Raw genomic sequence first — 23,052 nt, 5'->3', positions numbered from 1 at the left:
GGACGACAGGTTCCGGTCCGCCGTCATGGGAGCGCTCCCACCTCACTTGCCAGTGAAGCTAGCGCGGACGGCGGCGGCTGTAAACGTCTGGTGCGAAAGAGCGAGGGCCGCACCCCCTTTACCGGGGATGCGGCCCAACTGCCCTACTGGATCCGTTACTTGCCGATCAGGTTGCGCAGGACGTACTGCATGATGCCGCCGTTGCGGTAGTAGTCCGCCTCACCGGGGGTGTCGATGCGGACGACCGCGTCGAACTCGACACCGCTGTCGGTGGTGACCTTCATCGTGCTCGGCGTGCGGCCGTCGTTGAGCTCGGCGACACCGGTGATGGAGAAGGTCTCCTCGCCGGTGAGGCCGAGGGACTCGGCCGTCTGGCCCTCCGGGAACTGGAGCGGCAGGACGCCCATGCCGATGAGGTTCGAGCGGTGGATGCGCTCGTAGGACTCGGCGATGACGGCCTTGACGCCGAGCAGGGCGGTGCCCTTCGCGGCCCAGTCGCGGGACGAGCCGGAGCCGTACTCCTTGCCGGCCAGGACGACCAGCGGGATGCCCTGCTCGATGTAGTTGCGCGAGGCGTCGTAGATGAAGGAGACCGGCGCGCCGCCCTGCGTGAAGTCGCGGGTGTAGCCGCCTTCCGTGCCCGGCGCGATCTGGTTGCGCAGGCGGATGTTGGCGAACGTGCCGCGGATCATGACCTCGTGGTTGCCGCGACGGGAGCCGTAGCTGTTGAAGTCGCGGCGCTCGACGCCGTGCTCGGTGAGGTACTGGCCCGCCGGGGTGTCGGCCTTGATGGCACCGGCCGGGGAGATGTGGTCGGTGGTGACCGAATCGCCCAGCTTGGCGAGCACCCGGGCGCCGGCGATGTCCGCGACCGGGGCCGGGTCCATCGTCATGCCCTCGAAGTACGGGGGCTTGCGGACGTAGGTGGACTCGGTGTCCCACTCGAAGGTGTTGCCGGTCGGGATCGGCAGCGACTGCCACTGGGCGTCGCCGGCGAACACGTCGGAGTAGGACTTGGAGAACATGTCCTCGCCGATGGCGTTGGCCACGACGTCGTTGACCTCGGCCTCGCTCGGCCAGATGTCCTTCAGGTGGACCGGGTTGCCGTCCTGGTCGACACCGAGGGCGTCCCGGGTGATGTCCACCTTCATGGAGCCGGCGATGGCGTAGGCGACGACCAGCGGCGGGGACGCCAGGTAGTTCATCTTGACGTCGGGATTGATCCGGCCCTCGAAGTTGCGGTTGCCGGAGAGGACCGAGGTGACCGCCAGGTCGTGCTCGTTGACGGCCTTGGAGACCTCCTCCGGCAGCGGGCCGGAGTTGCCGATGCAGGTGGTGCAGCCGTAGCCGACGAGGTTGAAGCCCAGCTTGTCCAGGTACGGGGTCAGGCCGGCCTTGTCGTAGTAGTCCATGACGACCTTGGAGCCCGGCGCCAGCGTGGTCTTGACCCACGGCTTGCGAGTCAGGCCCTTCTCCACCGCCTTCTTGGCCACCAGCGCGGCGGCGACCATGACGTACGGGTTGGAGGTGTTGGTGCAGGAGGTGATGGCCGCGACGGTGACCGCGCCGTGGTCCAGCTCGTAGGTGGTGCCGTCGGGGGCGGTGACCTGGACCGGGTTGGTCGGGGTGCCGTTGGGGTGGACGGCCGGGGCGTCGGAGGCCGGGAAGGACTCCACGCCCGCCTCGTCGACGCTGTCGACGTAGTTGCGGACGTCCTGCTTGAACTGCTCAGCGGCGTTGGCCAGGACGATGCGGTCCTGCGGACGCTTGGGGCCGGCGATGGAGGGCACGACGGTGGACAGGTCCAGCTCGAGCTTCTCGGAGTAGTCCGGCTCGGCGTTCGGGTCCAGCCAGAGACCCTGCTCCTTGGCGTACGCCTCGACGAGCGCGAGCTGCTGCTCGGGGCGGCCGGTCAGGCGCATGTAGTTGATGGTCTCGTCGTCGATCGGGAAGATCGCGGCGGTGGAGCCGAACTCCGGCGACATGTTGCCGATGGTGGCGCGGTTGGCCAGGCTCGTCGCGGCCACGCCCTCGCCGTAGAACTCGACGAACTTGCCGACCACGCCGTGCTTGCGCAGCATCTCGGTGATGGTCAGCACCAGGTCGGTGGCGGTGGTGCCGGTGGGCAGCTCGCCGGTGAGCTTGAAGCCGACGACCCGCGGGATCAGCATGGAGACCGGCTGGCCGAGCATGGCGGCCTCGGCCTCGATGCCGCCGACGCCCCAGCCGAGGACGCCGAGACCGTTGACCATGGTGGTGTGCGAGTCGGTGCCGACGAGGGTGTCCGGGTACGCCTTGCCTTCACGGACCATGACGACACGGGCCAGGTGCTCGATGTTGACCTGGTGGACGATGCCGGTGCCGGGCGGGACGACCTTGAACTCGTCGAAGGCGGTCTGGCCCCAGCGCAGGAACTGGTAGCGCTCCTTGTTGCGGCCGTACTCGAGCTCGACGTTCTGCTTGAAGGCGTCGTTGGTGCCGAACTTGTCGGCGATGACGGAGTGGTCGATGACCAGCTCGGCCGGGGCCAGCGGGTTGATCTTCGCCGGGTCGCCGCCGAGCTCCTTGACGGCCTCGCGCATGGTGGCGAGGTCCACGACACAGGGCACGCCGGTGAAGTCCTGCATGATCACGCGGGCCGGCGTGAACTGGATCTCCTGCGACGGCTTGGCCTGGGAGTCCCAGCTGCCGAGGGCACGGATGTGGTCGGCGGTGATGTTCGCGCCGTCCTCGGTGCGGAGCAGGTTCTCCAGCAGCACCTTCAGGCTGTAAGGCAGTCGGGCCGAGCCCTCGACCTTGTCAAGCCGGAAGATCTCGTACGACTCGTCGCCCACGTGCAGCGTGCTGCGGGCGTCGAAGCTGTTCGCCGACACGGCAGTCTCCTTCATTCATGTGCGCCTACCACCACGATCCTGCCGCCACGGCATCTCGACCGATCCAGTAAGGTAAGGCTAAGTTAGGTATGCCTTACCGAGTGGCGACTGTGGTGCACCCCGGCAGATATCTCGATGTCGAGATAACTCTAGTACATGGGGGCCGAATGGTCATGCGCGGACGGGGCCGGACTGGCCGACGGGCGTCCGACCCCCCAGAGTGAGTACGCCACCCGGCCGCAGGAATCGACACCTGGACGCACAAAGCGGGCGTCGCACCCTCCGCGACCGAGGCGGCGACACGGCGCGAACGCCCTCCCCGCACTGCGCGCCACGCACCGCGCACCGCACGCCACGCACCGCACACCGCGGCAACCGCCGCTCACCGCCACGGAACATCGATGAACGCACCCGGAATGCCCAGAATGCCCGGAACGCCTGGACCTTTCGGGCGACATCGAACCCTTTGGCCCAGGCCTCACTGACGGCTCATCACCCGAATGGACCCCCCAGGAGGCGCCATCTCATATCTGAGATAACCTCAACCCCATGGCAGACGACTACCTCGTACGCATCGGCAAGCTCATCCGTGACGCTCGGCAGCACCGGGGCTGGACGCAGGCACAGCTGGCCGAGGCGCTCGGCACCAGCCAGAGCGCCGTCAATCGCGTCGAGCGCGGCAACCAGAACATCAGCCTTGAGATGATCGCCCGCATCGGCGAAGCCCTGGACAGCGAGATCGTCTCGCTGGGCTACGCCGGCCCCATGCACCTGCGAGTGGTGGGCGGCCGCCGGCTCTCCGGCGCGATCGACGTGAAGACGAGCAAGAACGCGTGCGTGGCGCTGCTGTGTGCCTCACTGCTCAACAAGGGGCGCACGGTGCTGCGCCGGGTGGCCAGGATCGAGGAGGTGTACCGCCTGCTGGAGGTGCTGAACTCCATCGGCGTACGCACCCGCTGGATCAACGAGGGCACCGACCTGGAGATCGTGCCGCCGGCCGTCCTCGACCTGGACGCCATCGACGCCGAGGCCGCCCGCCGTACGCGGTCCATCATCATGTTCCTCGGGCCGCTGCTGCACTGGATGGACCACTTCAAGCTGCCCTACGCGGGTGGTTGCGACCTCGGCACGCGGACCATCGAGCCGCACATGATCGCGCTGCGCCGGTTCGGTCTCGACATCACCGCGACCGAGGGCCAGTACCACGCCGTGGTGGACCACGATGTCCGCCCGGACCGCCCGATCGTGCTGACCGAGCGCGGCGACACCGTGACCGAGAACGCGCTGCTGGCCGCGGCCCGCCACAACGGCGTGACCGTCATCCGCAACGCCTCCTCCAACTACATGGTCCAGGACCTGTGCTTCTTCCTGGAGGCGCTCGGCGTCAGGGTCGAGGGCATCGGCACCACCACGCTCACCGTGCACGGCGTGCCCAACATCGACGTCGACGTCGACTACTCCCCCTCCGAGGACCCGGTGGAGGCGATGAGCCTGGTGGCCGCCGCCGTCGTCACCGAGTCGGAGCTGACGGTGCGCCGGGTGCCGATCGAGTTCCTGGAGATCGAACTGGCGGTCCTGGAGGAGATGGGCCTCGACCACGACCGCACGCCCGAGTACTTCGCCGACAACGGCCGCACCCGGCTGGTGGACCTCACCGTCCGGCCCTCCAAGCTGGAGGCGCCGATCGACAAGATCCACCCGATGCCGTTCCCCGGCCTGAACATCGACAACGTCCCGTTCTTCGCGGCGATCGCGGCCTCCGCGCAGGGCAAGACGCTGATCCACGACTGGGTCTACGACAACCGCGCGATCTACCTGACCGACCTCAACCGCCTCGGCGGCCGCCTGCAACTCCTCGACCCCCACCGGGTCCTGGTCGAGGGCCCCACCCGCTGGCGCGCCGCCGAGATGATGTGCCCGCCGGCCCTGCGGCCCGCCGTGGTCGTCCTCCTGGCCATGATGGCCGCGGAGGGCACGTCGGTGCTGCGCAACGTGTACGTCATCAACCGCGGCTACGAGGACCTCGCGGAGCGGCTGAACTCGATCGGGGCGCAGATCGAGACCTTCCGGGACATCTGACCGACGGTCGTCACGGTCACGTGCGGATGTGGCGCCGGCCCGCCGGCTCAGGTTCCAGCAGATCCAGGGCCTCCGTCCATCGGAAGCGGTCGGCGCCTCCCCCGGCCTTCGGCCGGTGCGATTCGTACGAGCCGAGCAGGACGCCCATCCCGGCCGGCCGTCCCAGGCTCTGCCGGTGGGCCGGGTGGGCGGCCTGGGCGGCATTCTCGGGCCGTCCGGCCGCTCCCGGTGACCGACTGACCTTCTCGTCTCCCGACTCGGTCGGCGTGGCCCCCTCATGCCAAGCCTCGCCAGGGACCACGCCCGCTCAAGGGAGAAAACGACCTCTCACGGCCGAAACGTGGCCGACACGCCTACAGGCTGAGGCTCCAGCGGCCCGCGTGCCCGGTGAGCGCGACGGGCGACAGGGGGCGTACGTCGATGTTCCAGTACGTCGCCGGGGGCGCCTTGAGCGCGTAGACGAGCGCGGCCCGTACGACCGCCGGTTCGGCGACCGCGACGATCCGGCCGTCGTCCTCGACGGGCCGGGTGTCGAGCCAGCTGCCCACGCGCGAGATGAACGTGAGCAGGGACTCACCGCCGTGCGGGGCCGAGCGCGGGTCGCCGAGCCAGGCGTCGACGGCGCCCGGTTCACGGGCTGTGACCTCGGCGAGGGTGGCCCCGCTCCAGCGGCCCATGTTGCAGTCGCGCAGCGCGGGCTGCGCCAGCGGCATCAGGCCGAGCGCTTCGCCGGTATCCCGGCTGCGCGGGGTCGGCGAGCAGTAGCGCAACTCGGCGGCCGCGAGCGGCCGCAGGGCATGGGCGGCGCGTTGTACCTCGTTCCAGCCGGCCTGGTCGAGCGGCCGGTCGTCCTGGAAGCGCTCGGCCAGCAGCGGTGCGTTGCGCGCGGCCGTGAGGAGTGTGAGCCGAACGTGCATACGGCGATCGTGGGCCGCGTGGCTCTCGCGGTCAAGCGGCGGCTTCCGGAGCGGAGCACCACGACCGTGCCGCCACCGCTCGCCATCAGCGCGGATCTGCGGTCAGGATGCGGCTGTGAGCCCCGCCACCTCGCGGGCCGCAACAAGGTCGAGCCCCCCAGCCGAGTTGCTTCGGGACGAAGAGGTCCAGCGTCAAAGGCTCGCGCGGTCAGCAGGCGCAATGCCGGCTGCGCGAGTCCGACGCTCCTGCGATCAGGCCGGCGCAGGCATGAAACCACCTCGCGCGGTGCCCGAGGACAGCAAGGCGGACCAGTCGAGTACCTCGGGCAGTTTGTCCAAAGACAGAACGACTGCTCCGCCGGCCTGCTCTGCATCCGTGCACCAGTCGCCCATATCGCTCGGTGCCGTGCCACCGTCGGCCCCGCCGACCACCGGCGCAGCGAGAGCGGGGACCACGAGTCCGTGCTCGCCAGGTCCGTCTACGACGCACAGGGTGAGTCGAGGAACGATGCTCCAGCCCTCGCACAAGGGCACCGCCCCGTCCGGCGCGGTCAGAGACGGCAGGGCATCGTGGACGGGCGCATCGGCCAGTAGGAGCACGGGCGTGACACCACGGATGAACAGTGTGTTCTCAGGATCCAGCAGCATGGGACCAATCTCGCAGGCCGGGACATCGGGGCGGCAGGGTGGTGCCGAGCCCACAGAGGTCTGATCGAACTCCTGAAGCGGGTGTCGATTGCCTGCGCGTGCTTCTGCGAAGTGCACCGGGTGCCGGCACCATCCTCTACGCCGTTGCCCGTTGCATCCCTTCACCGGGTGCAGGACCGATCATGGGGTTCATGGTGTCAAGCATCGTCGTTCAGTACACCGATCTCCTGCGGACCAGCGACTACGACCTATGGAGCCGGTTGCGGGAACTCCTGAAAGGCCAGGGACTCGATCCAGACCGGACGGTCGTCGTTGATCTCTTGCAGGAGGGCCCCGATCACGAGGATGGCCAAGTCATCTCCGAAGACGGCAGGGTCTACAGATTCACCCTCTTCCATGACCAAGCAGCAGAGCACGGCGCGCGTAGCGCCTACCTCCACGGCTGGACCGACGTCACCGATTCCTGGCGGATCGGATCGCTGGCTACCCGAACCGCAAACGCCTTCGCTTGGATGTCCCCGTCCACCGAGTCGAGTTGACCGCCGGCGCGAGGACGGTCAGCCGCCGGCCCGGCTGAGTGTCCAACTGCGTACGCCAACGGCTCCCAGTTCAGCCGGTGGGAAGCCCGGCTCGGTTTCTGCTCTGTCGAGCGCGGATCTCGTACAGCGACGTGACGACGACCGCGAGGTTCAGGGGGAAGGCAATGGCGTTGGCTATCTGGGGGATGTCGAAGGCGCGCAGGAGGCTGGCGCTGAGCGCGATCAGGAAGAGGGACAGGGGGAGGTATCGGCGCCACGCGGGGAGGTCCTGCATCCGGGCAACGGTGAGCGAGCACCAGAGAGTGAGGCAGAAGACCGTGATACCCACGGCGGCGATTGCAATCAGCATGAGGACACGTTGTCTCTGTAGGGAGTAGGGAGTCGTTACGTTCGAGTGCGGGGTCCGTGCGGCAGGGGAGGGGATTCACTTACGAGGTGCCTTGCCGGTCTGTGCCGATGGAAGCGCAGGAACTCCTACCTCGTGCGTCAGCCCCTCCCCGTGAGTCACCGATCGGCGGATCCAGGCTCAGGAGAGGGTGTCCCCTCAGTTTCCGGTGTGCCTTTCGCTGCCCGTCCAGCGACGCGTGAGCGTAGACCTTCATTGTCACGACAATGCCGCTGTGACCGACGACCTGCCGCACGATGGGCTCCGGCACCCCCAGATCGAGCAGCAGCGAGACGTTCGTTGTCCTGGTCCTGGTCCTTGCCCAGTGCGCCGATGGCCGTTGGCGTTCACCGCTGTACGCGTACCCCGTCTGAGCCGGCGCGCGAGCGCCTATGAACGCCACAGAACGGGGACGCGCTACGCCGACCTAACTGCTGACTGAGCATCGTGTCGATCGTCTTCAGAAGACGGCGGGCTCAGTACTCGTTGCGAAAAGGGCAGGTCAGAGAGGGTTCCATCACCTGTGACCCCGCCTATGGCCGCGGGAACTCATGACGGGGCCTCGTTTGAAACGTGGAGCAGCACGGTTCACACATTCGCCTCAGTCGAACGGTCACACGAACACGATATGTGGTGCATTGGTTACACATCGTGAGGCGGATCGGCGAGAGCGCCGCTCGAGGACGGGTCCCGGCGCCAGGGCCGGCGATCGCGACCCCACCCTCGGGTCCCCACAAGTTCCATGTCCCGCGCGGGCAGAAGCGAGGCTGGCGATGAACGCTGACCCGACCAGTGACCGAATACCCCGGCGCAGGCTCCGCGGCGCGCTTGCGGTGCTGAGCGCCGGCGGGCTGCTGCTGACCTCGTGCGCGGCCACCCACCTGCGGCTGAGCGCGGCACATAGGCCCGCCGGAACGGAGGCCACCGCCGCCACGGCCCCCGTCCCGGCAGGTCTGCTGCGCTATTACCAGCAGCAACTGGACTGGAAGCCCTGCCCGGACAAACCGGCCTTCCAGTGCACGACCCTGAAGGCGCCGCTGGACTACGCCCACCCCGACGCGGGCGACATCACGCTGGCGGCCACCCGCAAACGGGCCACCGGGACCGGCGCGAAACGGATCGGCTCCCTGCTGTACAACCCCGGTGGGCCGGGCTTCCCGGCCATCACCGCACTGTGGGCCGCCGCTGATGCCTTCTCGCCATCGGTGCGCGCCGCCTACGACCTGGTCGCGGTCGACCCGCGTGGGGTCGGCGACAGCACCCCGGTGGACTGCAACACCGACACGGCCATGGCCCTCCCCCATGCTGGTGTGATCACCACCATCGGGAAACCGGACTTCGAGGGCGTGGACGCGGTGAACGAAAAGATCGCCGATATGTGCCGCCTGCACTCCGGGCGGCTACTGCCCCACGTCGGCACCCTGGAGGCAGCACGGGACTTGGACCTCATGCGCGCCCTCGTCGGAGACGAACGGCTGCACTTCCTCGGCCTCTCCTACGGCACCTACCTCGGGACGACCTATGCCGAACTCTTCCCCTCCCGTGTGGGCCGCATGGTCCTGGACGGAGCCGTAGACCCCTCCATCGACGGCTACCACCGCTTCCTGGACTCCGCGCACGGATACCAGGTCGCCTGGGCGTCCTTCGCCGCCGACTGCGCCACCCGCACCGACTGCCCCGTCGGCCACTCTGTCGAGGAAGCCAACCGCACCCTCGACGCCCTGGTGGTCGCACTCGACCAGAACCCGCTCCAGCCAGGCAAGGACGTCACCATCACAGGGCAATTCCTCCTCGCTGTTGTGACGATAGCGCTGCGGTTGCCCGCGTGGGAGGACCTGCGCGTGTTGCTGAGCGAGGTGACCCACCGCGACACCACCGGGCTGCAGAAACTCACCGCCGCGAACCAGGAACACTCCGTCGTCGGCAACTTGGATTTTACGGCGGTCAGCTGCCTCAGCGCCCCGCTCGGCCCGCGGTTCACCCCCACGCAGGCTGAGGCGGCACTCCCCGAGTTCGTCCGTGTCTCACCCCAGTTCGGGGCGCTCGACTCCACTTTCCTCCAGGCGTGTGCGCACTGGCCGGTCGGGCCGACCCAGCCCTCGCATCGCATCACCGCACCCGGCACCCCGCCGATCCTGGTCGTCGGCACCACCCGCGACCCGGCCACGCCCTACGTCTGGTCCCAGGCGCTCGCCCGCCAGCTCGCCTCGGGCCGCCTCCTCACCAGGAACGGCGACGGCCACACGGCCTTCTTGCAGGGCAGCACCTGCGTCGACACCGCCATCGACCGCTACCTGCTGAACGGTCAGCTCCCGCCCGTGGGCACCGTCTGCACCTGACGCAGGGGCAGAAAGCGAGTCTCGAAGATCGAGGCCCATCGGGCCATACAGCAAGCCCAGCAACCGCCCCCTGTCCGGCAGCCTCTTCGCAAAGCTGTAGGGAGGCCGCCCGAAGCACGTTCAGTGGCGGGAAGCCCGCAACCTCGGCAGGGCCTGCTTTCTCGCTGAAATGTCCTGTATCACGGGATCGCGACGAGTCAGGCACGCAGGTCGTGCAGTCCCGGCCTCGCAGGAAGCGGGCGGTCGAGAGGCGCCTTCGGACTGACGGCGTTTTGTCGGGTTGCTGCCGTTTCTGGTGCACATCTAGGCCATCAGGGTGATGCTGAAAAGAGAACGTCCGATTCGATATCAACAGGAGATCCAATGGTGGACGCAGCAAAGGTTGAGCTGTACGCAATGGACCTGACCGATGCGCGCTGGGTCAGGAGCAGCTACACCAACAGGTGGACAAAGACGTGTGTGGAGGTCGCAGACCTCGGCGACGGAGCGGTTGCGGTTCGCGATTCAAACAACAGGGAACTGCCGCCGCTGCGATTCACCGCAGAGGAGTGGGCGGCGTTCCAACGGGGCGTGCGCGACGGCGAATTCGACTAGAGGCCTTGGAAGCTGGGGGCTACTGACTCCGTTGGCGTGTCCGGTGGCGCGCCGCAGGCCCTGGAGGCGCTGCGGCAGCAGGTACCGGCGTGCGTGGAGTAGCGGCGACGGGTTTCCGGCCCGGCGCATTTTGATCAAGTGTCGGTCAGGCTGTCGACGGCTGCCTCGTTGGGGTGCTTACCGCCGGGTTCGGTGTTTACCGACCGGGTTCGGGCCGCTACGTTCTGCGGTCCGTAGGTTCATCAGGGGGAGGCACTCACAACATGCGTACGCGTATCTGGCTGGCGGCGGTGGCCGCTGCAGCGGCTGTACTGACGGGCTGCACCAGCACCAGTACCGGCACCAGCTCGGGGGGCAGCGGCGATACCAAGGCGGAGTCGAAGCCGGCCGCGGAATCGAAGCCGGCCGAGGTGCACAAGCCCGAGGACGACGTCAAGATCACGAAGTGTTCGTCGACCGACAATCTCGCCGGCTTCCCGCAGGCCGAGCTGACCATCGAGAATCACGACTCGCGTAGCCGCTCATACATGGTGCAGGTGGAGTTCGTCGACGGCTCCGGCACGCGCTCCAGCGCGGGCGTGGCGATGGTGAACAACCTGGCGGCGGGCCAGAAGGCCAACGAGAAGGCCGGGGGTCTCGCCAAGGCGCCCGATGGACTGAAGTGCCGTATCACCAAGGTCAGTCGGCACTGACCTGACATCGGGCTGTGCGGCGCGCGGCCCTCGCCGAGGAGTTCGGCGGGGGCTGCGTCGCGTCCGGGGAAGGACCAGTCCACTTCCGACTAGCTGCCGGGATGCGGGCCGCCGAGCCGGTGGGCGAGGCTGAGCAGGAGGCGGGCTGCCAGAGGGGGCCTCGGGCCGGGGCCGGCCGGTGGGGCCTCAATGCCCCAGGCATCGGCCGCTGTTGAGCGCCAGGCGACGTATCCAGGCGGCATGGTGGCCAGCTGGGCAAGCGACGGGTCCGAGCCCACGACGTGCTGGAGGCGGAGGACCGATGAAGCCTCACCGTTGGGATCGTGTACGCCGTCGCTCACGAGCCAGTCATCCTCGTCATCGTGGATCACGATCAGGGCCGGAAAGTCCCCTGCCGAGACGGTCTTTGGATGATCGCGAGCAGGCCTTGAGGGAAGACCTCACCTTCAAACGGCCAGCTCAGCTCAGGCTGCATAGATCCCATGCGGGTGATTCTGCGTACAGCAGCGAAGATCGAACTCCTGAAGCGGGTGTCGCAGGTTCGAATCCTGCCGGGTGCACAGACAGAAGGGCCGGCTCAGGAGGGGTTTCCTCCCAGGCTGGCCCTTCGTCATGTTCGGAGCCGTGCCACACGTGTGCCACTAGGGTCGCGCGGAGTCCGCATCCCCTGGGCGGGGGCGTCTCCTCCACCGTCGCGGATCACGGACCGCCGGCTGCCCGCCCCCGGCGGAACGGGGCGTCAGGTCAGCGGTAGTACTCGAGGCTCCCCCCGCTGCTGTTACAGGCTCCCTGGTCGGTCGTCGCCGGCGGCCGTTCCTTGAGGATCCGTCGGGCGCGAACCTCTCCCCAACTGATCTCGTACCAGGACGCCGTTGCCGGACCGAGCCCCTCCGCCAGGGGACCGAGGACGCAGGACCGCATGGGCTCTCTCAGCCTGTCCAGAGCCGGGACCGCGTCCGCCGAGAGACCACGCACGTAGTCCAGGTCGAACTTGTGGGTCGTCTCGTACCGCCGCACGTTGTTCTCGGCGATCAGCCCGTCGGGAGAGGCCAGGCCGAAGGCGAGGGCCCCGGCAGCGGCCGACGCGGCGACGGCGCGGGGCAGCCAGCGTGCGCCCCAGACTCCGGCGGCCATGATCAGCAGGACGACCAGGCCGAGCCACAGCTCCACGGTCACGACGGAGATCCGCAGCCGCGTCAGCCCGTACGCCTCGACGTACATGTCCATGCGCCGTACCGCCGAAGCGACCACGACCAGGGTGAGTGCGCAGAGGGTGCCGAGAACCCCCCGCACCAGGCTCCGGTCACCGGGCCCGCCGCGCGGTGCCCAGCGCAGCGCGAAGACGATGACCAGCAGGGTGAGGAGCGTTGCGAGCAGGAGTTGCCAGAAACCCTGCCGCGCGTACTCGGAGTAGGTCTGGCCGGTCTTGTCCAGGACAGCCTTGTATCCGCCGAAGAGGACGGCGAGCTGGATGGCGTTGAAGACGGCGAACAGCACGCACAACACGAGCAGTGGAAGCGCCCACTCGCCCCGGCCGCGGGCGCGGCCCGGGCTTGTCTCGAAGCTGTCCCACCGCAGAGGGGCGGCGGCGGTGTGTGCCGCCGCGAGGGCACCGAAAAGCCCGAGGGCGAACAGCACCAGGCGCCAAGGGCCGTCGCCGACGGACGTGTCCGGGACCAGCCTGCTCAGCAGGTCGGCGAAGGCCGCGTCGGCTCCGGCGAACAGCGCGCCGAAGACGAGGAGGAGCACAGCCGTCACGGCAAGGGCGCGCAGCGCGGAGCCCACGCTGCCGGAGGCGTTGCCGGCACGGGTGCGCACTCCTCGCCAGCCCCAGAGTGCGCCCTTGGGCAGCGAATCGACCAGCCCGAAGGGGCTGAGGACGACGCCGGACCAAGTCCGCGAGCCGTGGAGGGCGAGCGATGCGAGACCGATGGCAGTGACCACGGCGAGGAGGGAAGGCCACTGGGCGGCGCGGACCGCCGGAACCAGCAGGAGAGCAAGTCCTCCGATGCCCCAGCCGAGCGTCCAGGGACGGGCTTGTACCCGGCCTGCCTGGCGCGCGGCTAAGTATGCGGTGACCGCGGCCGGCAGGGCGACGAGGAACAGATTGACGCCCACACCGTCGTTGAGCAGCACCATGCTGAGCACGCCGGTGGCGAGCGCCGCCCAGAGGACGGCGGTGTTCACGGTGGAGGGCGGTTCGCGGCGCAGGTCGGGGAACGAGGGTTTGTAGGGGTAAACGCCCGCGTACAGAGGGCTGGGAGGAGTGGGCGGAAGGTGCGGCGGGCGCCCGGCACTGACGGCTTCGCCGGGCCGCGTGTCCGTCGTCGCGCGCGACCTGCCCTCCGGTGGTGTTCCCGCCCGCTGTTCTCCTCCCGTGTCCGCGGCCTCTCCCTCAGGTATTCGCCCCGACTGCCGGGACCGCTCAGGCGGTTCGGCGGGCGCAGTTGGTTTCTCTGTCACGGGGACCCCCTCCCAACCGGCCCCGGAACGCACGTACTTGGGTACGTTGAGCAGGTACCGGTGTCGCTTGCGAAGCCGACCGCCATGATCGACGGGGCGGCGTGCACGCAAGGGTAGCGGGACCGACGGGAACGTCCGCGCTCGCGCAGTTCCCGAAGGCATGGCGGATCCGGCGGTCCCCCGTGCGCCTTCGGGGCCGTCTCATGGCAGGCGCCGAGGGTGGGTCATACCCCACCGAGCAGACCCGGCCCGCTGTTGTACAGCAGTGGAGTAGAGCAACCGCCGCGATACAGCCGACCAACAAAAACGAGGGTCAACCGCGGTCAACAAGGGTGTCTGGCGGGCCTATCCATGCCTGTAGCTCGGCCATGAAAGCCACAGGTCGCAGGCGAGCGCGGCGGGCGCCGTCCCTCAGTTGGTGGACGGCGCCCGCTGACTTGACAAGGTCATTGACTACGCCGACCTCAGTTACTGTCTGGGGGCCCGAGAGTCGGGCGCAGTGACGGGGAGGCCGCCGCCGTGTCGATACGCGAGAACTTCGCCAAGCTCTTCAAGACCACGACCAAGACTCCTGACGGCGACGCGTTCGCGGTGGAGCGCACGTGCCAATGCTCGCCGGAGTGGCCCGACTTGGAGACGACGGCGAACGGGCACATGCTCCCGGCTCAGCCCTCCAGCCACTACAGCGTTCTCACAAACCCCGAGGTCGGTCCGTTCGTCGCGCGCTGCACCGGTTGTCACGCTCGCTATCCCCACCCTTGGTTGATCCCGCAGGGCGCGCCGATGCCTTTCGACTGGGCTCGTGAGGCTCCGCCCACCGCGTGAGCGCCGAGCAGGCAGAGCCGTCGAGCGCGGCCAGGAACCTGCCGGCCTCAGCCTCACCTGCTCAGCAGTATCGGTCTTCTGCTCGGACGAAACCGGCGCTGTACCCATCGCTGTAGCCGCGGGCGTAGTCCCTGTTGGCGTGGCTGTAACCCCGATAGCCCCTGCGCATCAGGCAGTCATCCCGAGCGTCCTGGTAACCATCCCGGAATCCATCGCGGAAGCCCCGTCGGTAGTCGCGCTGGCTGTCGACCGAGCTGGCGTGGGTCTGGCTCGACGGTGCCGCTGCTGCCGCCACCGGCTGCAGGCCAAGTGGGGCAAGGGCGAGGATGAGGGCCGAACCAGCAACGGCAGATCGCTTACAGAGCCTTGCGTTCATGACCGTACCCCTTTGCAACATAGGTCACATCGGTCACTTCTACCCTATTAGTCCATATGGGTCTCGCAACTTGCTGACATCAGCGCCGGAAGCACATTCGCTCCACGGCGCAGTGCGCCGACGACCTCGTATGCGATCAACAAGCGCGGATAACCGGCGGTCAGCGCCGGACTTCACTGGGCGATCAGGTGGCTGGTGGGCATCGCGCAACACAACGGGGCCGTTCACATGCGCGGTGGGCGTGCGATTTGAACCCACGGTGGTTTGCGCCACGACGGTTTTCAAGATTGCCGGCAGTCCTGACTGGGCTATTTGCTTCCGACCTGAGGCAAAGCAACACAACGTCCGGACGGATCGAAAGAATGCATCCTGGGTGTATGCCCCTCTCCGCCGCAGTCCGTGACCTGTGCCAGGCGACGTTCGCCCCGGAGTCACTGGCTCTCGCTCTTCGCACCCTGGGCACCGTTGCGCGCTGCGGCATGGCGTCTCAGCCAGATCAGCGCCGCGGTAACCGGCATCTGAAAACGCGGGGCCCCGACGTGATGCCGATTGGGTGTCAGCGCTCCGTCCAAGGGCGGAGTTTGTCGGGGTTGAGTACGGCCCAGATCCGCTGGATCCGGTCGTTCGCGACGTCGAATGCCAGGACCGACACGGTGACGCCGTCCAGTTGGGCCACCAGGCCGGGTCGGCCGTTGACCGTGCGTTCCAGGACCGTCGTGTTGGGGGCCGCGCCGGGGCGGTCGGCGAAGAAGTGGGCGATCTGTTCAGCGCCTTCGAGCGGGCGGAGTTCGGCTCGGACGAGGCCGCCGCCGTCGCCGGTCGCGGTGGCGTCGGGGGCCAGCAGGCCGATGAGGGCCTCGATGTCCTTGGCCTCCCACGCCTGCTTGAAGGCTCTGACGAGGTCGGTGCGCCGGGCTGCCGGGATCGTGACGGGACGCGACGCGCGAAGGCGGCGGCGGGCCGACGAGGCCAGTTGGCGGCAGGCCGCCGGGGTGCGGCCGACGATCTCGGCCACTTCGGCGAACGGGTAGCGGAAGACGTCGTGCAGGATGAACGCGACGCGCTCGGCCGGGGTCATCGATTCCAGTACGACGAGGAAGGCCATGTCGACCGACTCGTCCAGGGTGACCCGGTCGGCCGGGTCGGGCGGGTTGCCTTCCCATCGTCCGCTGATCCACTCCGTGCCGTCGGGCAGCGGCTCCGGGAGCCATTCGCCCACGTAGCGCTCCCGCCTGGCCCGTGCCGAGCCGAGCAGGTCGAGGCAGACGCGACTTGCGACCGTCGTCAGCCAGCCGCCGGGGGATTCGATGGCTTCGCGTCGCTGAGGGGGCATGGCGTACCAGCGGGCGTACGTCTCCTGCACGACGTCCTCCGCCTCGGCCAGCGAGCCGAGGAGCCGGTACGCGAGATTGATCAGCTGGTTCCGCTCGCTCGTGATCGCGTCCAGGCCCGGATCGGGCCGGCTGGGTCCGGGCCCGGCTGGGTTGGTCATGGTGTCGTCTACTCCCTCGGTCGCTCTGCCCCTACCCGGTTCGACGAGACACCCCGTCGGACTGTGAGGCCGACCCGTCGCCTCACATCGCGCGGGGTCGTGTCGTCGTAACCGGTGAAGCGAACACCGCGCCGGCGGATGAGGAAAGGAACCCCATGTCGGACCTCGGGAACGTCGTGAACGTCGCGATCATCTACTACAGCGCCACAAGTACCGTGCACACCCTGGCGCGAGCCGCCGCCGAGGGTGCCGAAAAGGGCGGCGCACACGTGCGACTGCGCAAGGTCGCCGAAACGGCGTCACCGGAGCAGATCAGTGCCAGGCCGGAGTGGGCCCAGCACCTCCAGGACACCTCCGACGTCGTCGAGGCCTGCCACGACGACCTGGAGTGGGCCGACGCGGTGCTGTTCGGTACCCCCACCCGCTTCGGCAACCCGGCCAGTCAGCTGAGGGCGTTCATCGACAGCACGGGTCCCCTGTGGTTCCAGGGCAGGCTCGCGGACAAGGTGTACTCGGCCTTCACCGCCTCCAACACCGCCCACGGCGGACAGGAATCCACCCTCCTGGCGCTGGGCAACACGTTCTACCACTGGGGCGGCATCATCGTGCCTCCCGGCTACACCGATCCCATCCAGTTCCAGTCGGGCAATCCCTACGGCACCTCCCACGTGGCCGGCGACGGCCCGCCCGGTGAAGTGGCCCTGCAGGCGGCCCGCCACCAGGCCCGCCGCGTCGTCGAGACCACGGCCGCGCTCAGGGCCGGCCGGGCCGCCTGACCCGTGCGGAACTCCGGACCCGCCGGTCCAGTCGATGGCGTTCGGCTCGGCGACCAGGTGATTCCGTCAGACGTGCCGATCACCTCACCAGCTCCGGATCCGGATCGCTGTGGTGGAGGCCGCAACTCCGGTCGGACCACGGTGTGGCCCCGGAGACTCCTCCCGGGCCACATCGTGGTCCATGCCGGTGTCAGGGGGCGATCTCCTTCGACACCCGCTCGCCGGAGGCGATCGCGCCGTCGAGGAAGCCGTAGCTGTCCAGGGACGTGTGCTCGCCGGCGAAGTGCACGTTGCCCTCGGCCCCGGGTTGGGCACCCCAGAGAGTCGTGTACTGGCCGACGCGGGGGCAGCTGTAGGCGCCCTTGGACCAGGGGTTGAGGTACCAGACGTCGCGGTACGCCCTGCCGTTGTACGCGGCCGTCACTCCGGGGAAGATCGGCTCCATTCCGGTCAGGAAGGTGCTGACCTGCGTCGCCGGAGCGGTGCCGAAGGCCGCTCCCGTCCAGCCGCTCGTCACGGCGGAACCGGCCGGGAACTGGCACAGGATGCCCTGGGGCAGGGCCTGGCCCACGGTGTCGTCCCACACCGTCTGCAGGGTGTCGGGGTTGGTGTACGCGACGCCGCCGTACTTCTGCGCCACCCACGGCCGGCTGGTGAACTGCACGTGGAGCTTGGCGTTGGTGCCCAGGTCGAGCTGCTGGATCGCCTGGGTCTTCAGCGCGGAGAATCCGGCGTTGGTGAGGTCGCAGTCCCGCAGTGTGGTGAAGGGCAACGCCAGGACCACCTTGTCGGCGGTCACGTCGGAGACTGCCGCGCCGTCGCTGAACGTGCAGGTGACCGTCCCGTCGGCGTTGGACCGGAGCGCGGTGAGCTTCTTCCCGTACTGCACTGTGTCGGGCGGCAGTTGGCCGATCATCCCCGTGACGAGCTGGTCGTTGCCGCCGACGATCGAGTACTTCTCGTCGTCGCCGGCGAGCGGGCCGAGGGAGCCCGGTGTGTTCCAGCCCAGCAGGTAGATCAGATTGAGGGCGGACTGCCGGCCGGGGTCGAGGCCGTACTCGGAGAGCACGTTGGACTGCATGAGCTTGGCGAACCTGCTGCCGAGGCCGCCGGGGACGTTGGCCGCCATCCATTCGTCGACCGTCATCAGGTCCAGTTGGCGGCCGCGTGCGGTGTGGTTGTCGTAGGTCTGCGGGTAGGGCGCGGCGGCCAGTTCGGCGGCGAACTTCGGCTGCACCGCCTTCCAGTCGGCGTTGGCCTCCTTGGTGCTGTAGAGCGCCCCGTCGATCCAGTACTTGTCCCCGTAGGGTGACGTGTTGCCGCCGTTGACGACCCGCAGGGTCAGGCCGAGCGACGCCGCCAGGTTGCGGGCCGCGGTGTGGTCGGTGTTGATGAAGGCGCCGCCGTGTTCGACGACATGGCCCGCGTCGAAGAAGTCACGCAGACTCCAGCACCGGCCGCCGGCACGGGAGTTGCCCTCGTAGACCGTGGCGGCGATACCCTTCCTGCGGTAGAGGTCGTGGGCGGCCCGCAGACCGGCCAGGCCGGCTCCGACGACGACCACTCTGGGCGCGGTGGCGGCGTTGGCCGCCGGAGCCTGGAGCAGCGAGCGGACGCCGAGCCCGCCGGCCGCGGCGACCGCCAGTCCGCTCGCGGCACCGTGCAGGAACTGCCTGCGGCTCGCGCCCTCGGCAGCGGCGGCCGCCCGCCTGCCCTGGATCTCTTCCACCGGCATGCCGGTGCGGGCCGCTTCGTGGTGTGCCGAGAACATCGCGCGCATGTGGGTGCTGAGACGGGTACGACCCTGGAAACCTGCCATGCCGAAGTCCTTGCCTGTGAAGGGGAGCGGTGAGCGGCGGCTGCGAAGCACGAACGCCGGTCTGGGGACGCGTGAGGGGTTGGGTCGTGCGTGACGCCGTGCGTACGGCACGGCTCGGGACGGGATGCGGCGGGAGTCAGGGGGAGCGAGGCTCTCGCCGGCCGGACGGTCACGGAAGCGAGACGTTCAGCGGCGGGGCGTTTCCTTCGCCTCGTCGTGGGCCGGGGCCCCGTCGGTGTGAGCGGCGGATGCGTCGGTGGGCGGTGGGGCGGCCCGGTCCTGGACGCGGCGGCGGTACTCCCACAGCACGACCGCCGCGGCCAGTACGCCCAGAGCGATGGCCAGTTCCCTGAAGCCGCCGTAGCCGGTGATGGAGAAGCCGGTGGCGCCGACGACCAGGATGACGGCCAGCAGTGCGGTGAGGAACCAGGCCAGCGGCACGAAGACGTCGGGGAGCCGGATCGGGCGTGCCAGGTCGGGGCGGTCCCGGCGCAGCAGCGCGAAACCGGAGATCGCCAGGATGTGGGTCAGGATGTAGCCCAGGTTGCCGGTGACGATGATCGCCAGCGGCGTCTTGAGCACCACCAGCACGATCACGTTGATCACCAGGGCGACGGTGAGCGCTCGAGCGGGCACGCCGCGCCGGTTGAGCACGCCTACCTGGCGGATGGTCACACCCTGTCGGCCCATGTCGTAGAGCACCCGCGAGCCGTCGGCCAGTCCGGTGATCATGATGAGCAGCAGTGAGGCGATGAGGAACACGATCATCAGGTCGGCGGCGCCGCCGACCAGGTCGTGGAAGGCGCCGACGTAGAAGGCGGTGGGGTCCTCGCCGATCTTCTTCTCACCGACGTAGCCGGAGAGCGCCAGCGGCAGCACGATGAAGATGCCGAGGCAGAACAGAACTCCCGCGCGAAGCGCGCGGGAGGTGTCCCGCACGGTCTCCTTGTACTCGGGGGCGAAGGTCGCGCACACCTCCACGCCGAAGGAGGTCCAGGCCATGATGTACAGCCAGACCAGGGCCTCGCGGAGCCCGCTCGTGCCGTGCAGGTTCCAGTGCAGGCCGGCCGTGCTCCAGTCACCGGAGAGGAACGGCCCCACGATGAAGACCGCGAGCGGGATCAGCAGGATCCCGCCGGTCACGTAGACCACCCACATCGCCGCGTGCAGGCCGTACATCGCGGCCGCGTACAGCAGTCCCATGACGACGAGTCCCACCACGATCGGCAGGCTCAGCTCCGCCACGCCCAGGTCGAGCGTCCAGGTCTGATCGGGGAACCACTGCGCCTGCACAAGGGAGCCGATGATCCCCGCGTACACCGACAGGGCGGTCGTCCAGGGAAGCCAGTAGCCGATGCCGGCCAGGGCTCCGACGACGGGGGCGCGGCTGCGCCAGCCCTCGGTGGCGTAGTGCGCGATACCGCCCGAGGAGTCGGGAAACATCGCGGCCATCTCGGTGTAGATCCAGTTGGTGGCGGTGGCCAGCACCATGGACACCGTCCACAGGGCGATGGCGCCCCATGCGCCGAGCCCTCCGATGGAGGCCCCCAGGGACGCGATGAGCGCGGCCGGCATGGTCAGCGACATGGCGAAGCCGTCGTACCAGCGCATCTTCTTGGCAAGGGCGGGTTGCTCGGACATGGGTGTCTCCTTCGGATGGAGAGCGGTGACACAGCCGGAGGGAGGAGCGGAGCAGGGAGAGCCGGGAGCAGAACCGGGAGCAGAGAGCCGGACGCAGAGTGCTGAGAGCAGAGAGCCAGGAGCAGAGAGCCGGACGCAGAGCCAGGAGCAGAGAGACGGGGGGAAGAGCGGAGAGGCGTACCCGGGGCAGGGTCCTGGCCTATGAGCCCCGCACCGTAGGGCCACCGATTTCGCAGTGTCAATGGCTTGAGCCTGCTGATTCAGCAATCAACTGGCCTTTGGATTGCGGGTTCCGGCCTATTGACAGCCTTTCACTGCCCACCCGATGGTGTGGGCACCACTCCCCCTCTGCGCTCCCCCGTTACGACCAGAAGGGTTCTTCATGTCTGCCGTGCACCCGTTCTTCGTCAACGGCGACTACGCCGACAGCACCGGTACCGAGACCTACGACGTCGTCAGCCCGGTCACCGGCGCGCGCATCGGTACCGTCCCGCTCCCCTCCGCCACGGACCTGGACGCCGCGGTGAAGGCCGCGAACGAGGCACAGCAGGCCTGGGCGAGGGTCAACGTCTGGAAGCGGGCGGAGATCTGTCACCGTGTCGGCGACGCGCTGTCCGCCCGGGTGGATGAACTGGCCCGTCTGCAGACGCTGGAGCAGGGCAAGCCGCTCGCCGAGTCGGTCGCCGACGTCGAGGAGGCGGCGCAGCTGTTCCATCTGCACGCCGAGGACGCGGTGCGGCTGCATGGCGAGACGATGCCGTCCACGGACAGCACCAAGCGGATGTGGACCTTCTACCGGCCGGTCGGCACCTGGGGCATCATCACGCCCTGGAACTTCCCGCTGCTGATGCTCGCCGAGTTCGTCGCTCCCGGCCTGGCCACCGGCAACGCGCATGTCGTCAAACCGCCGGCGAACACCCCGCTGACCGTGCTGAAGGCCATGGAGGCGATGGTCGAGGCGGGAGTGCCGGCGGGCCTGGTGAACGTCCTGCCCGGCGAGGGCGCGGCCGGGGACATGCTCGTGCGCCATCCTGGTGTCGATGCCATCGGTTTCATCGGCTCCTCGGCGACCGGCGCGAAGGTCGCTGCCGCCGCCGGGCTCAAGCGCTCCCTCATGGAGTGCTCGGGCAACGGCCCGCTGGTGGTGCTCGCCGACGCCGATCTGGACGCGGCGGCTCGCGCCGCGGTGTACGGCGCGTACCTGTGCTCCGGACAGGTGTGCTGTGCCACGGAGCGCGTGGTCGTGCACGCCGACGCGCACGACGGCTTCGTCGAGGCCGTGCTCCGCGCCGCCGAGGACGTCGTCCTCGGCGACCCGTTCGACGCGGCGACGAACCTCGGCCCGCTCAACAACGAGGGAGTCGCGGCCAAGATGGACCGGCACATGGCCGACGCCCGGGAGCGTGGTGCGCGGATCCTGCTCGGCGGGCAGCGCCGCTCCGGCCAACCCACCGATCTCTACTACGAGTTCACCGTGGTGGACGGGGTGCCCGAGGACAGCCTGCTGTCCCGTGAGGAGTCCTTCGGTCCGGTCGTGCCGATCATCACCGGTGGCAGCGACGACGAACTGCTGAGGATCGCCAACGACGACGAACTCGGCCTCCAGGGTGCGGTGTTCACGCAGAGCATGGCCTCGGCGTACCGGTTCGTCGAGGAGTTGGCCGTCGGTCAGGTCGTCGTCAACGACAGCACTTGCTTCTGGGACGTCAACATGCCGTTCGGCGGTGCGGGCAACCGCGGTACCGGCTGGGGCCGGATCGGCGGCAAGCACACGCTGCTCGACATGTCCGACCTCCGTACGGGCGTCATGAGCCTCTGATCCGGGCTGGTGACCGGCCTGCTCCGCGGCTCCATACCCTGGACCGGCCGGACACGGTGGCCGTCCCCGCGCCGAGGGGGCTGCCACCGGCCCGGTCCACCTCTTGGTCGCGACCTCAGGAGCAGCCGTATGTCCTCCCCGAGCCCGCTCGACGACATCGACCGGCGCATCATCGCCATCCTGCAGACGGACGGACGTCGCGCCTACAGCCTGATCGCCTCGGACGTGGGCATCCCGGCCTCCTCCGTGCGCTACCGGGTGCAGCGACTGAAGGACGCCGGGATCCTGCAAGTCGTCGGCATCGCCAACCCGCTGACCATCGGGTTCGATCGGCTCGCGATGATCGGCATCCGGGTACGGCCCGGTACCGCCCCGTCGGTCTGCCGGGCGCTGCGGGAGCTTCCCGAGACCGCGTACGTCATCATGACGGCGGGCGGATTCGACATCATGGCCGAGGTGATCTGCCGGGACACCGCGCACTTCACCGACCTGATGACGCGACGCCTCCATCTGATCGACGGGATCGTCGCCACGGAGTCCTTCTTCGTGCTGGAGGTGCACAAGCTGGCGTACGGGTGGGGCGTCGGCGAGGTGGAGACCTCCGTCCTCGACGCCCCGGGTCCTCCCGACGACGCCGGTATCGACCAGCGGGCCGAACGCTGACCTCCGGCCGTCGCCGCACGCCCGGCTGCCCCGCCCACAACGTCGTCCGCCCCGACCGGAGCGAATCCCGGTCGAGCATCAGCACGATGATAAAGTGCAACATGATCGCCAC

General features: G+C 68.7%; 16 protein-coding genes and 1 pseudogene. 8 read left to right on the top strand and 9 right to left on the bottom strand.

What is annotated here, in order from left to right; translation table 11 throughout:
* Positions 1 to 155: 155 nt before the first annotated feature.
* Positions 156 to 2,873, bottom strand: coding sequence for an aconitate hydratase AcnA (gene acnA / locus ABZ818_RS29075; protein WP_361420840.1), 2,718 nt, complete (start codon positions 2,871 to 2,873; stop codon positions 156 to 158).
* Between the two features lie 549 nt (positions 2,874 to 3,422).
* On the opposite strand from acnA, the gene ABZ818_RS29070 reads away from it, so the two are divergent.
* Positions 3,423 to 4,952, top strand: a complete 1,530-nt coding sequence (locus tag ABZ818_RS29070) for a UDP-N-acetylglucosamine 1-carboxyvinyltransferase (RefSeq protein WP_361420837.1) — start codon at positions 3,423 to 3,425, stop codon at positions 4,950 to 4,952.
* Positions 4,953 to 4,968: 16 nt separating this feature from the next.
* Here ABZ818_RS29070 and ABZ818_RS29065 read toward each other — a convergent pair.
* The 3 genes and pseudogenes from ABZ818_RS29065 to ABZ818_RS29055 all read right to left on the bottom strand — a co-directional run.
* Positions 4,969 to 5,157: pseudogene (locus ABZ818_RS29065) on the bottom strand (flavoprotein); the annotation flags it as partial.
* A gap of 148 nt (positions 5,158 to 5,305) precedes the next feature.
* Positions 5,306 to 5,869: a histidine phosphatase family protein gene (locus ABZ818_RS29060; protein ID WP_361420834.1), complete on the bottom strand. Its 564-nt coding sequence runs from the start codon at positions 5,867 to 5,869 to the stop codon at positions 5,306 to 5,308.
* Positions 5,870 to 6,121: 252 nt separating this feature from the next.
* Positions 6,122 to 6,517 (bottom strand): hypothetical protein, encoded by a 396-nt coding sequence (locus ABZ818_RS29055; RefSeq protein ID WP_361420831.1) that lies wholly within the window; start codon positions 6,515 to 6,517, stop codon positions 6,122 to 6,124.
* A gap of 182 nt (positions 6,518 to 6,699) precedes the next feature.
* On the opposite strand from ABZ818_RS29055, the gene ABZ818_RS29050 reads away from it, so the two are divergent.
* Positions 6,700 to 7,056 carry a hypothetical protein gene (locus ABZ818_RS29050; RefSeq protein ID WP_361420828.1) on the top strand — a complete coding sequence of 119 codons (357 nt, stop codon included), beginning with the start codon at positions 6,700 to 6,702 and terminating at the stop codon, positions 7,054 to 7,056.
* Positions 7,057 to 7,126: 70 nt separating this feature from the next.
* Here the strand turns inward: ABZ818_RS29050 and ABZ818_RS29045 are convergent, their stop codons facing one another.
* Positions 7,127 to 7,405 carry a hypothetical protein gene (locus ABZ818_RS29045; protein ID WP_361420825.1) on the bottom strand — a complete coding sequence of 93 codons (279 nt, stop codon included), beginning with the start codon at positions 7,403 to 7,405 and terminating at the stop codon, positions 7,127 to 7,129.
* An 809-nt stretch (positions 7,406 to 8,214) separates the two neighbouring features.
* On the opposite strand from ABZ818_RS29045, the gene ABZ818_RS29040 reads away from it, so the two are divergent.
* The 3 genes from ABZ818_RS29040 (at position 8,215) to ABZ818_RS29030 (ending at position 11,066) form a co-directional block, all read left to right on the top strand.
* Positions 8,215 to 9,780, top strand: a complete 1,566-nt coding sequence (locus ABZ818_RS29040; RefSeq protein WP_361420823.1) for an alpha/beta hydrolase — start codon at positions 8,215 to 8,217, stop codon at positions 9,778 to 9,780.
* 363 nt (positions 9,781 to 10,143) lie between these two features.
* The gene (locus ABZ818_RS29035; RefSeq protein ID WP_361420820.1) at positions 10,144 to 10,374 is read left to right on the top strand and encodes a DUF397 domain-containing protein; all 231 of its coding nucleotides are present in this window, start codon (positions 10,144 to 10,146) and stop codon (positions 10,372 to 10,374) included.
* Positions 10,375 to 10,637: 263 nt separating this feature from the next.
* Positions 10,638 to 11,066 carry a hypothetical protein gene (locus ABZ818_RS29030; protein ID WP_361420817.1) on the top strand — a complete coding sequence of 143 codons (429 nt, stop codon included), beginning with the start codon at positions 10,638 to 10,640 and terminating at the stop codon, positions 11,064 to 11,066.
* A gap of 744 nt (positions 11,067 to 11,810) precedes the next feature.
* On the opposite strand, the gene ABZ818_RS29025 is transcribed toward ABZ818_RS29030, so the two are convergent.
* Together ABZ818_RS29025 and sigJ are read right to left on the bottom strand one after the other, a co-directional pair.
* The gene (locus ABZ818_RS29025) at positions 11,811 to 13,277 is read right to left on the bottom strand and encodes a DUF4173 domain-containing protein (RefSeq protein ID WP_361420909.1); all 1,467 of its coding nucleotides are present in this window, start codon (positions 13,275 to 13,277) and stop codon (positions 11,811 to 11,813) included.
* A 2,009-nt stretch (positions 13,278 to 15,286) separates the two neighbouring features.
* A complete protein-coding gene (gene sigJ / locus ABZ818_RS29020) occupies positions 15,287 to 16,222 on the bottom strand; it encodes an RNA polymerase sigma factor SigJ (protein ID WP_361420814.1) in 936 nt (311 codons plus the stop codon).
* Positions 16,223 to 16,377: 155 nt separating this feature from the next.
* Here sigJ and wrbA point away from each other — a divergent pair, with 155 nt between their 5' ends.
* Positions 16,378 to 16,998: an NAD(P)H:quinone oxidoreductase gene (gene wrbA / locus ABZ818_RS29015; protein ID WP_361420812.1), complete on the top strand. Its 621-nt coding sequence runs from the start codon at positions 16,378 to 16,380 to the stop codon at positions 16,996 to 16,998.
* 190 nt (positions 16,999 to 17,188) lie between these two features.
* Here wrbA and ABZ818_RS29010 read toward each other — a convergent pair whose 3' ends face one another.
* Both ABZ818_RS29010 and ABZ818_RS29005 read right to left on the bottom strand, forming a co-directional pair.
* On the bottom strand, positions 17,189 to 18,817 hold the full coding sequence (locus tag ABZ818_RS29010; RefSeq protein ID WP_361420809.1) for an NAD(P)/FAD-dependent oxidoreductase: 1,629 nt from the start codon (positions 18,815 to 18,817) through the stop codon (positions 17,189 to 17,191).
* A 186-nt stretch (positions 18,818 to 19,003) separates the two neighbouring features.
* On the bottom strand, positions 19,004 to 20,458 hold the full coding sequence (locus tag ABZ818_RS29005) for an APC family permease (RefSeq protein WP_361420806.1): 1,455 nt from the start codon (positions 20,456 to 20,458) through the stop codon (positions 19,004 to 19,006).
* A 382-nt stretch (positions 20,459 to 20,840) separates the two neighbouring features.
* Between ABZ818_RS29005 and ABZ818_RS29000 the strand changes: the two genes are divergently transcribed.
* Positions 20,841 to 22,277, top strand: a complete 1,437-nt coding sequence (locus ABZ818_RS29000; protein ID WP_361420803.1) for an aldehyde dehydrogenase family protein — start codon at positions 20,841 to 20,843, stop codon at positions 22,275 to 22,277.
* A 129-nt stretch (positions 22,278 to 22,406) separates the two neighbouring features.
* On the top strand, positions 22,407 to 22,940 hold the full coding sequence (locus ABZ818_RS28995) for an Lrp/AsnC family transcriptional regulator (protein ID WP_361420800.1): 534 nt from the start codon (positions 22,407 to 22,409) through the stop codon (positions 22,938 to 22,940).
* Positions 22,941 to 23,052 lie beyond the last annotated feature (112 nt).

The sequence above is a fragment of the Streptomyces sp. NPDC047453 genome (genome assembly GCF_040643155.1).
Lineage (GTDB): Bacteria > Actinomycetota > Actinomycetes > Streptomycetales > Streptomycetaceae > Streptomyces.
This window is presented reverse-complemented; position numbering and strand designations above follow the sequence as displayed.

Bases quoted from the DNA above. Each gene is read 5' to 3' on its own strand.
- ABZ818_RS29070 (WP_361420837.1), top strand. From the start codon at position 3,423: ATGGCAGACGACTACCTCGTACGCATCGGCAAGCTCATCCGTGACGCT.
- ABZ818_RS29050 (WP_361420828.1), top strand. From the start codon at position 6,700: ATGGGGTTCATGGTGTCAAGCATCGTCGTTCAGTACACCGATCTCCTG.
- ABZ818_RS29060 (WP_361420834.1), bottom strand. From the start codon at position 5,869: ATGCACGTTCGGCTCACACTCCTCACGGCCGCGCGCAACGCACCGCTG.
- ABZ818_RS29010 (WP_361420809.1), bottom strand. From the start codon at position 18,817: ATGGCAGGTTTCCAGGGTCGTACCCGTCTCAGCACCCACATGCGCGCG.
- ABZ818_RS28995 (WP_361420800.1), top strand. From the start codon at position 22,407: ATGTCCTCCCCGAGCCCGCTCGACGACATCGACCGGCGCATCATCGCC.
- wrbA (WP_361420812.1), top strand. From the start codon at position 16,378: ATGTCGGACCTCGGGAACGTCGTGAACGTCGCGATCATCTACTACAGC.
- ABZ818_RS29030 (WP_361420817.1), top strand. From the start codon at position 10,638: ATGCGTACGCGTATCTGGCTGGCGGCGGTGGCCGCTGCAGCGGCTGTA.
- ABZ818_RS29035 (WP_361420820.1), top strand. From the start codon at position 10,144: ATGGTGGACGCAGCAAAGGTTGAGCTGTACGCAATGGACCTGACCGAT.
- ABZ818_RS29000 (WP_361420803.1), top strand. From the start codon at position 20,841: ATGTCTGCCGTGCACCCGTTCTTCGTCAACGGCGACTACGCCGACAGC.
- ABZ818_RS29040 (WP_361420823.1), top strand. From the start codon at position 8,215: ATGAACGCTGACCCGACCAGTGACCGAATACCCCGGCGCAGGCTCCGC.
- ABZ818_RS29005 (WP_361420806.1), bottom strand. From the start codon at position 20,458: ATGTCCGAGCAACCCGCCCTTGCCAAGAAGATGCGCTGGTACGACGGC.
- sigJ (WP_361420814.1), bottom strand. From the start codon at position 16,222: ATGACCAACCCAGCCGGGCCCGGACCCAGCCGGCCCGATCCGGGCCTG.
- ABZ818_RS29045 (WP_361420825.1), bottom strand. From the start codon at position 7,405: ATGCTGATTGCAATCGCCGCCGTGGGTATCACGGTCTTCTGCCTCACT.
- ABZ818_RS29055 (WP_361420831.1), bottom strand. From the start codon at position 6,517: ATGCTGCTGGATCCTGAGAACACACTGTTCATCCGTGGTGTCACGCCC.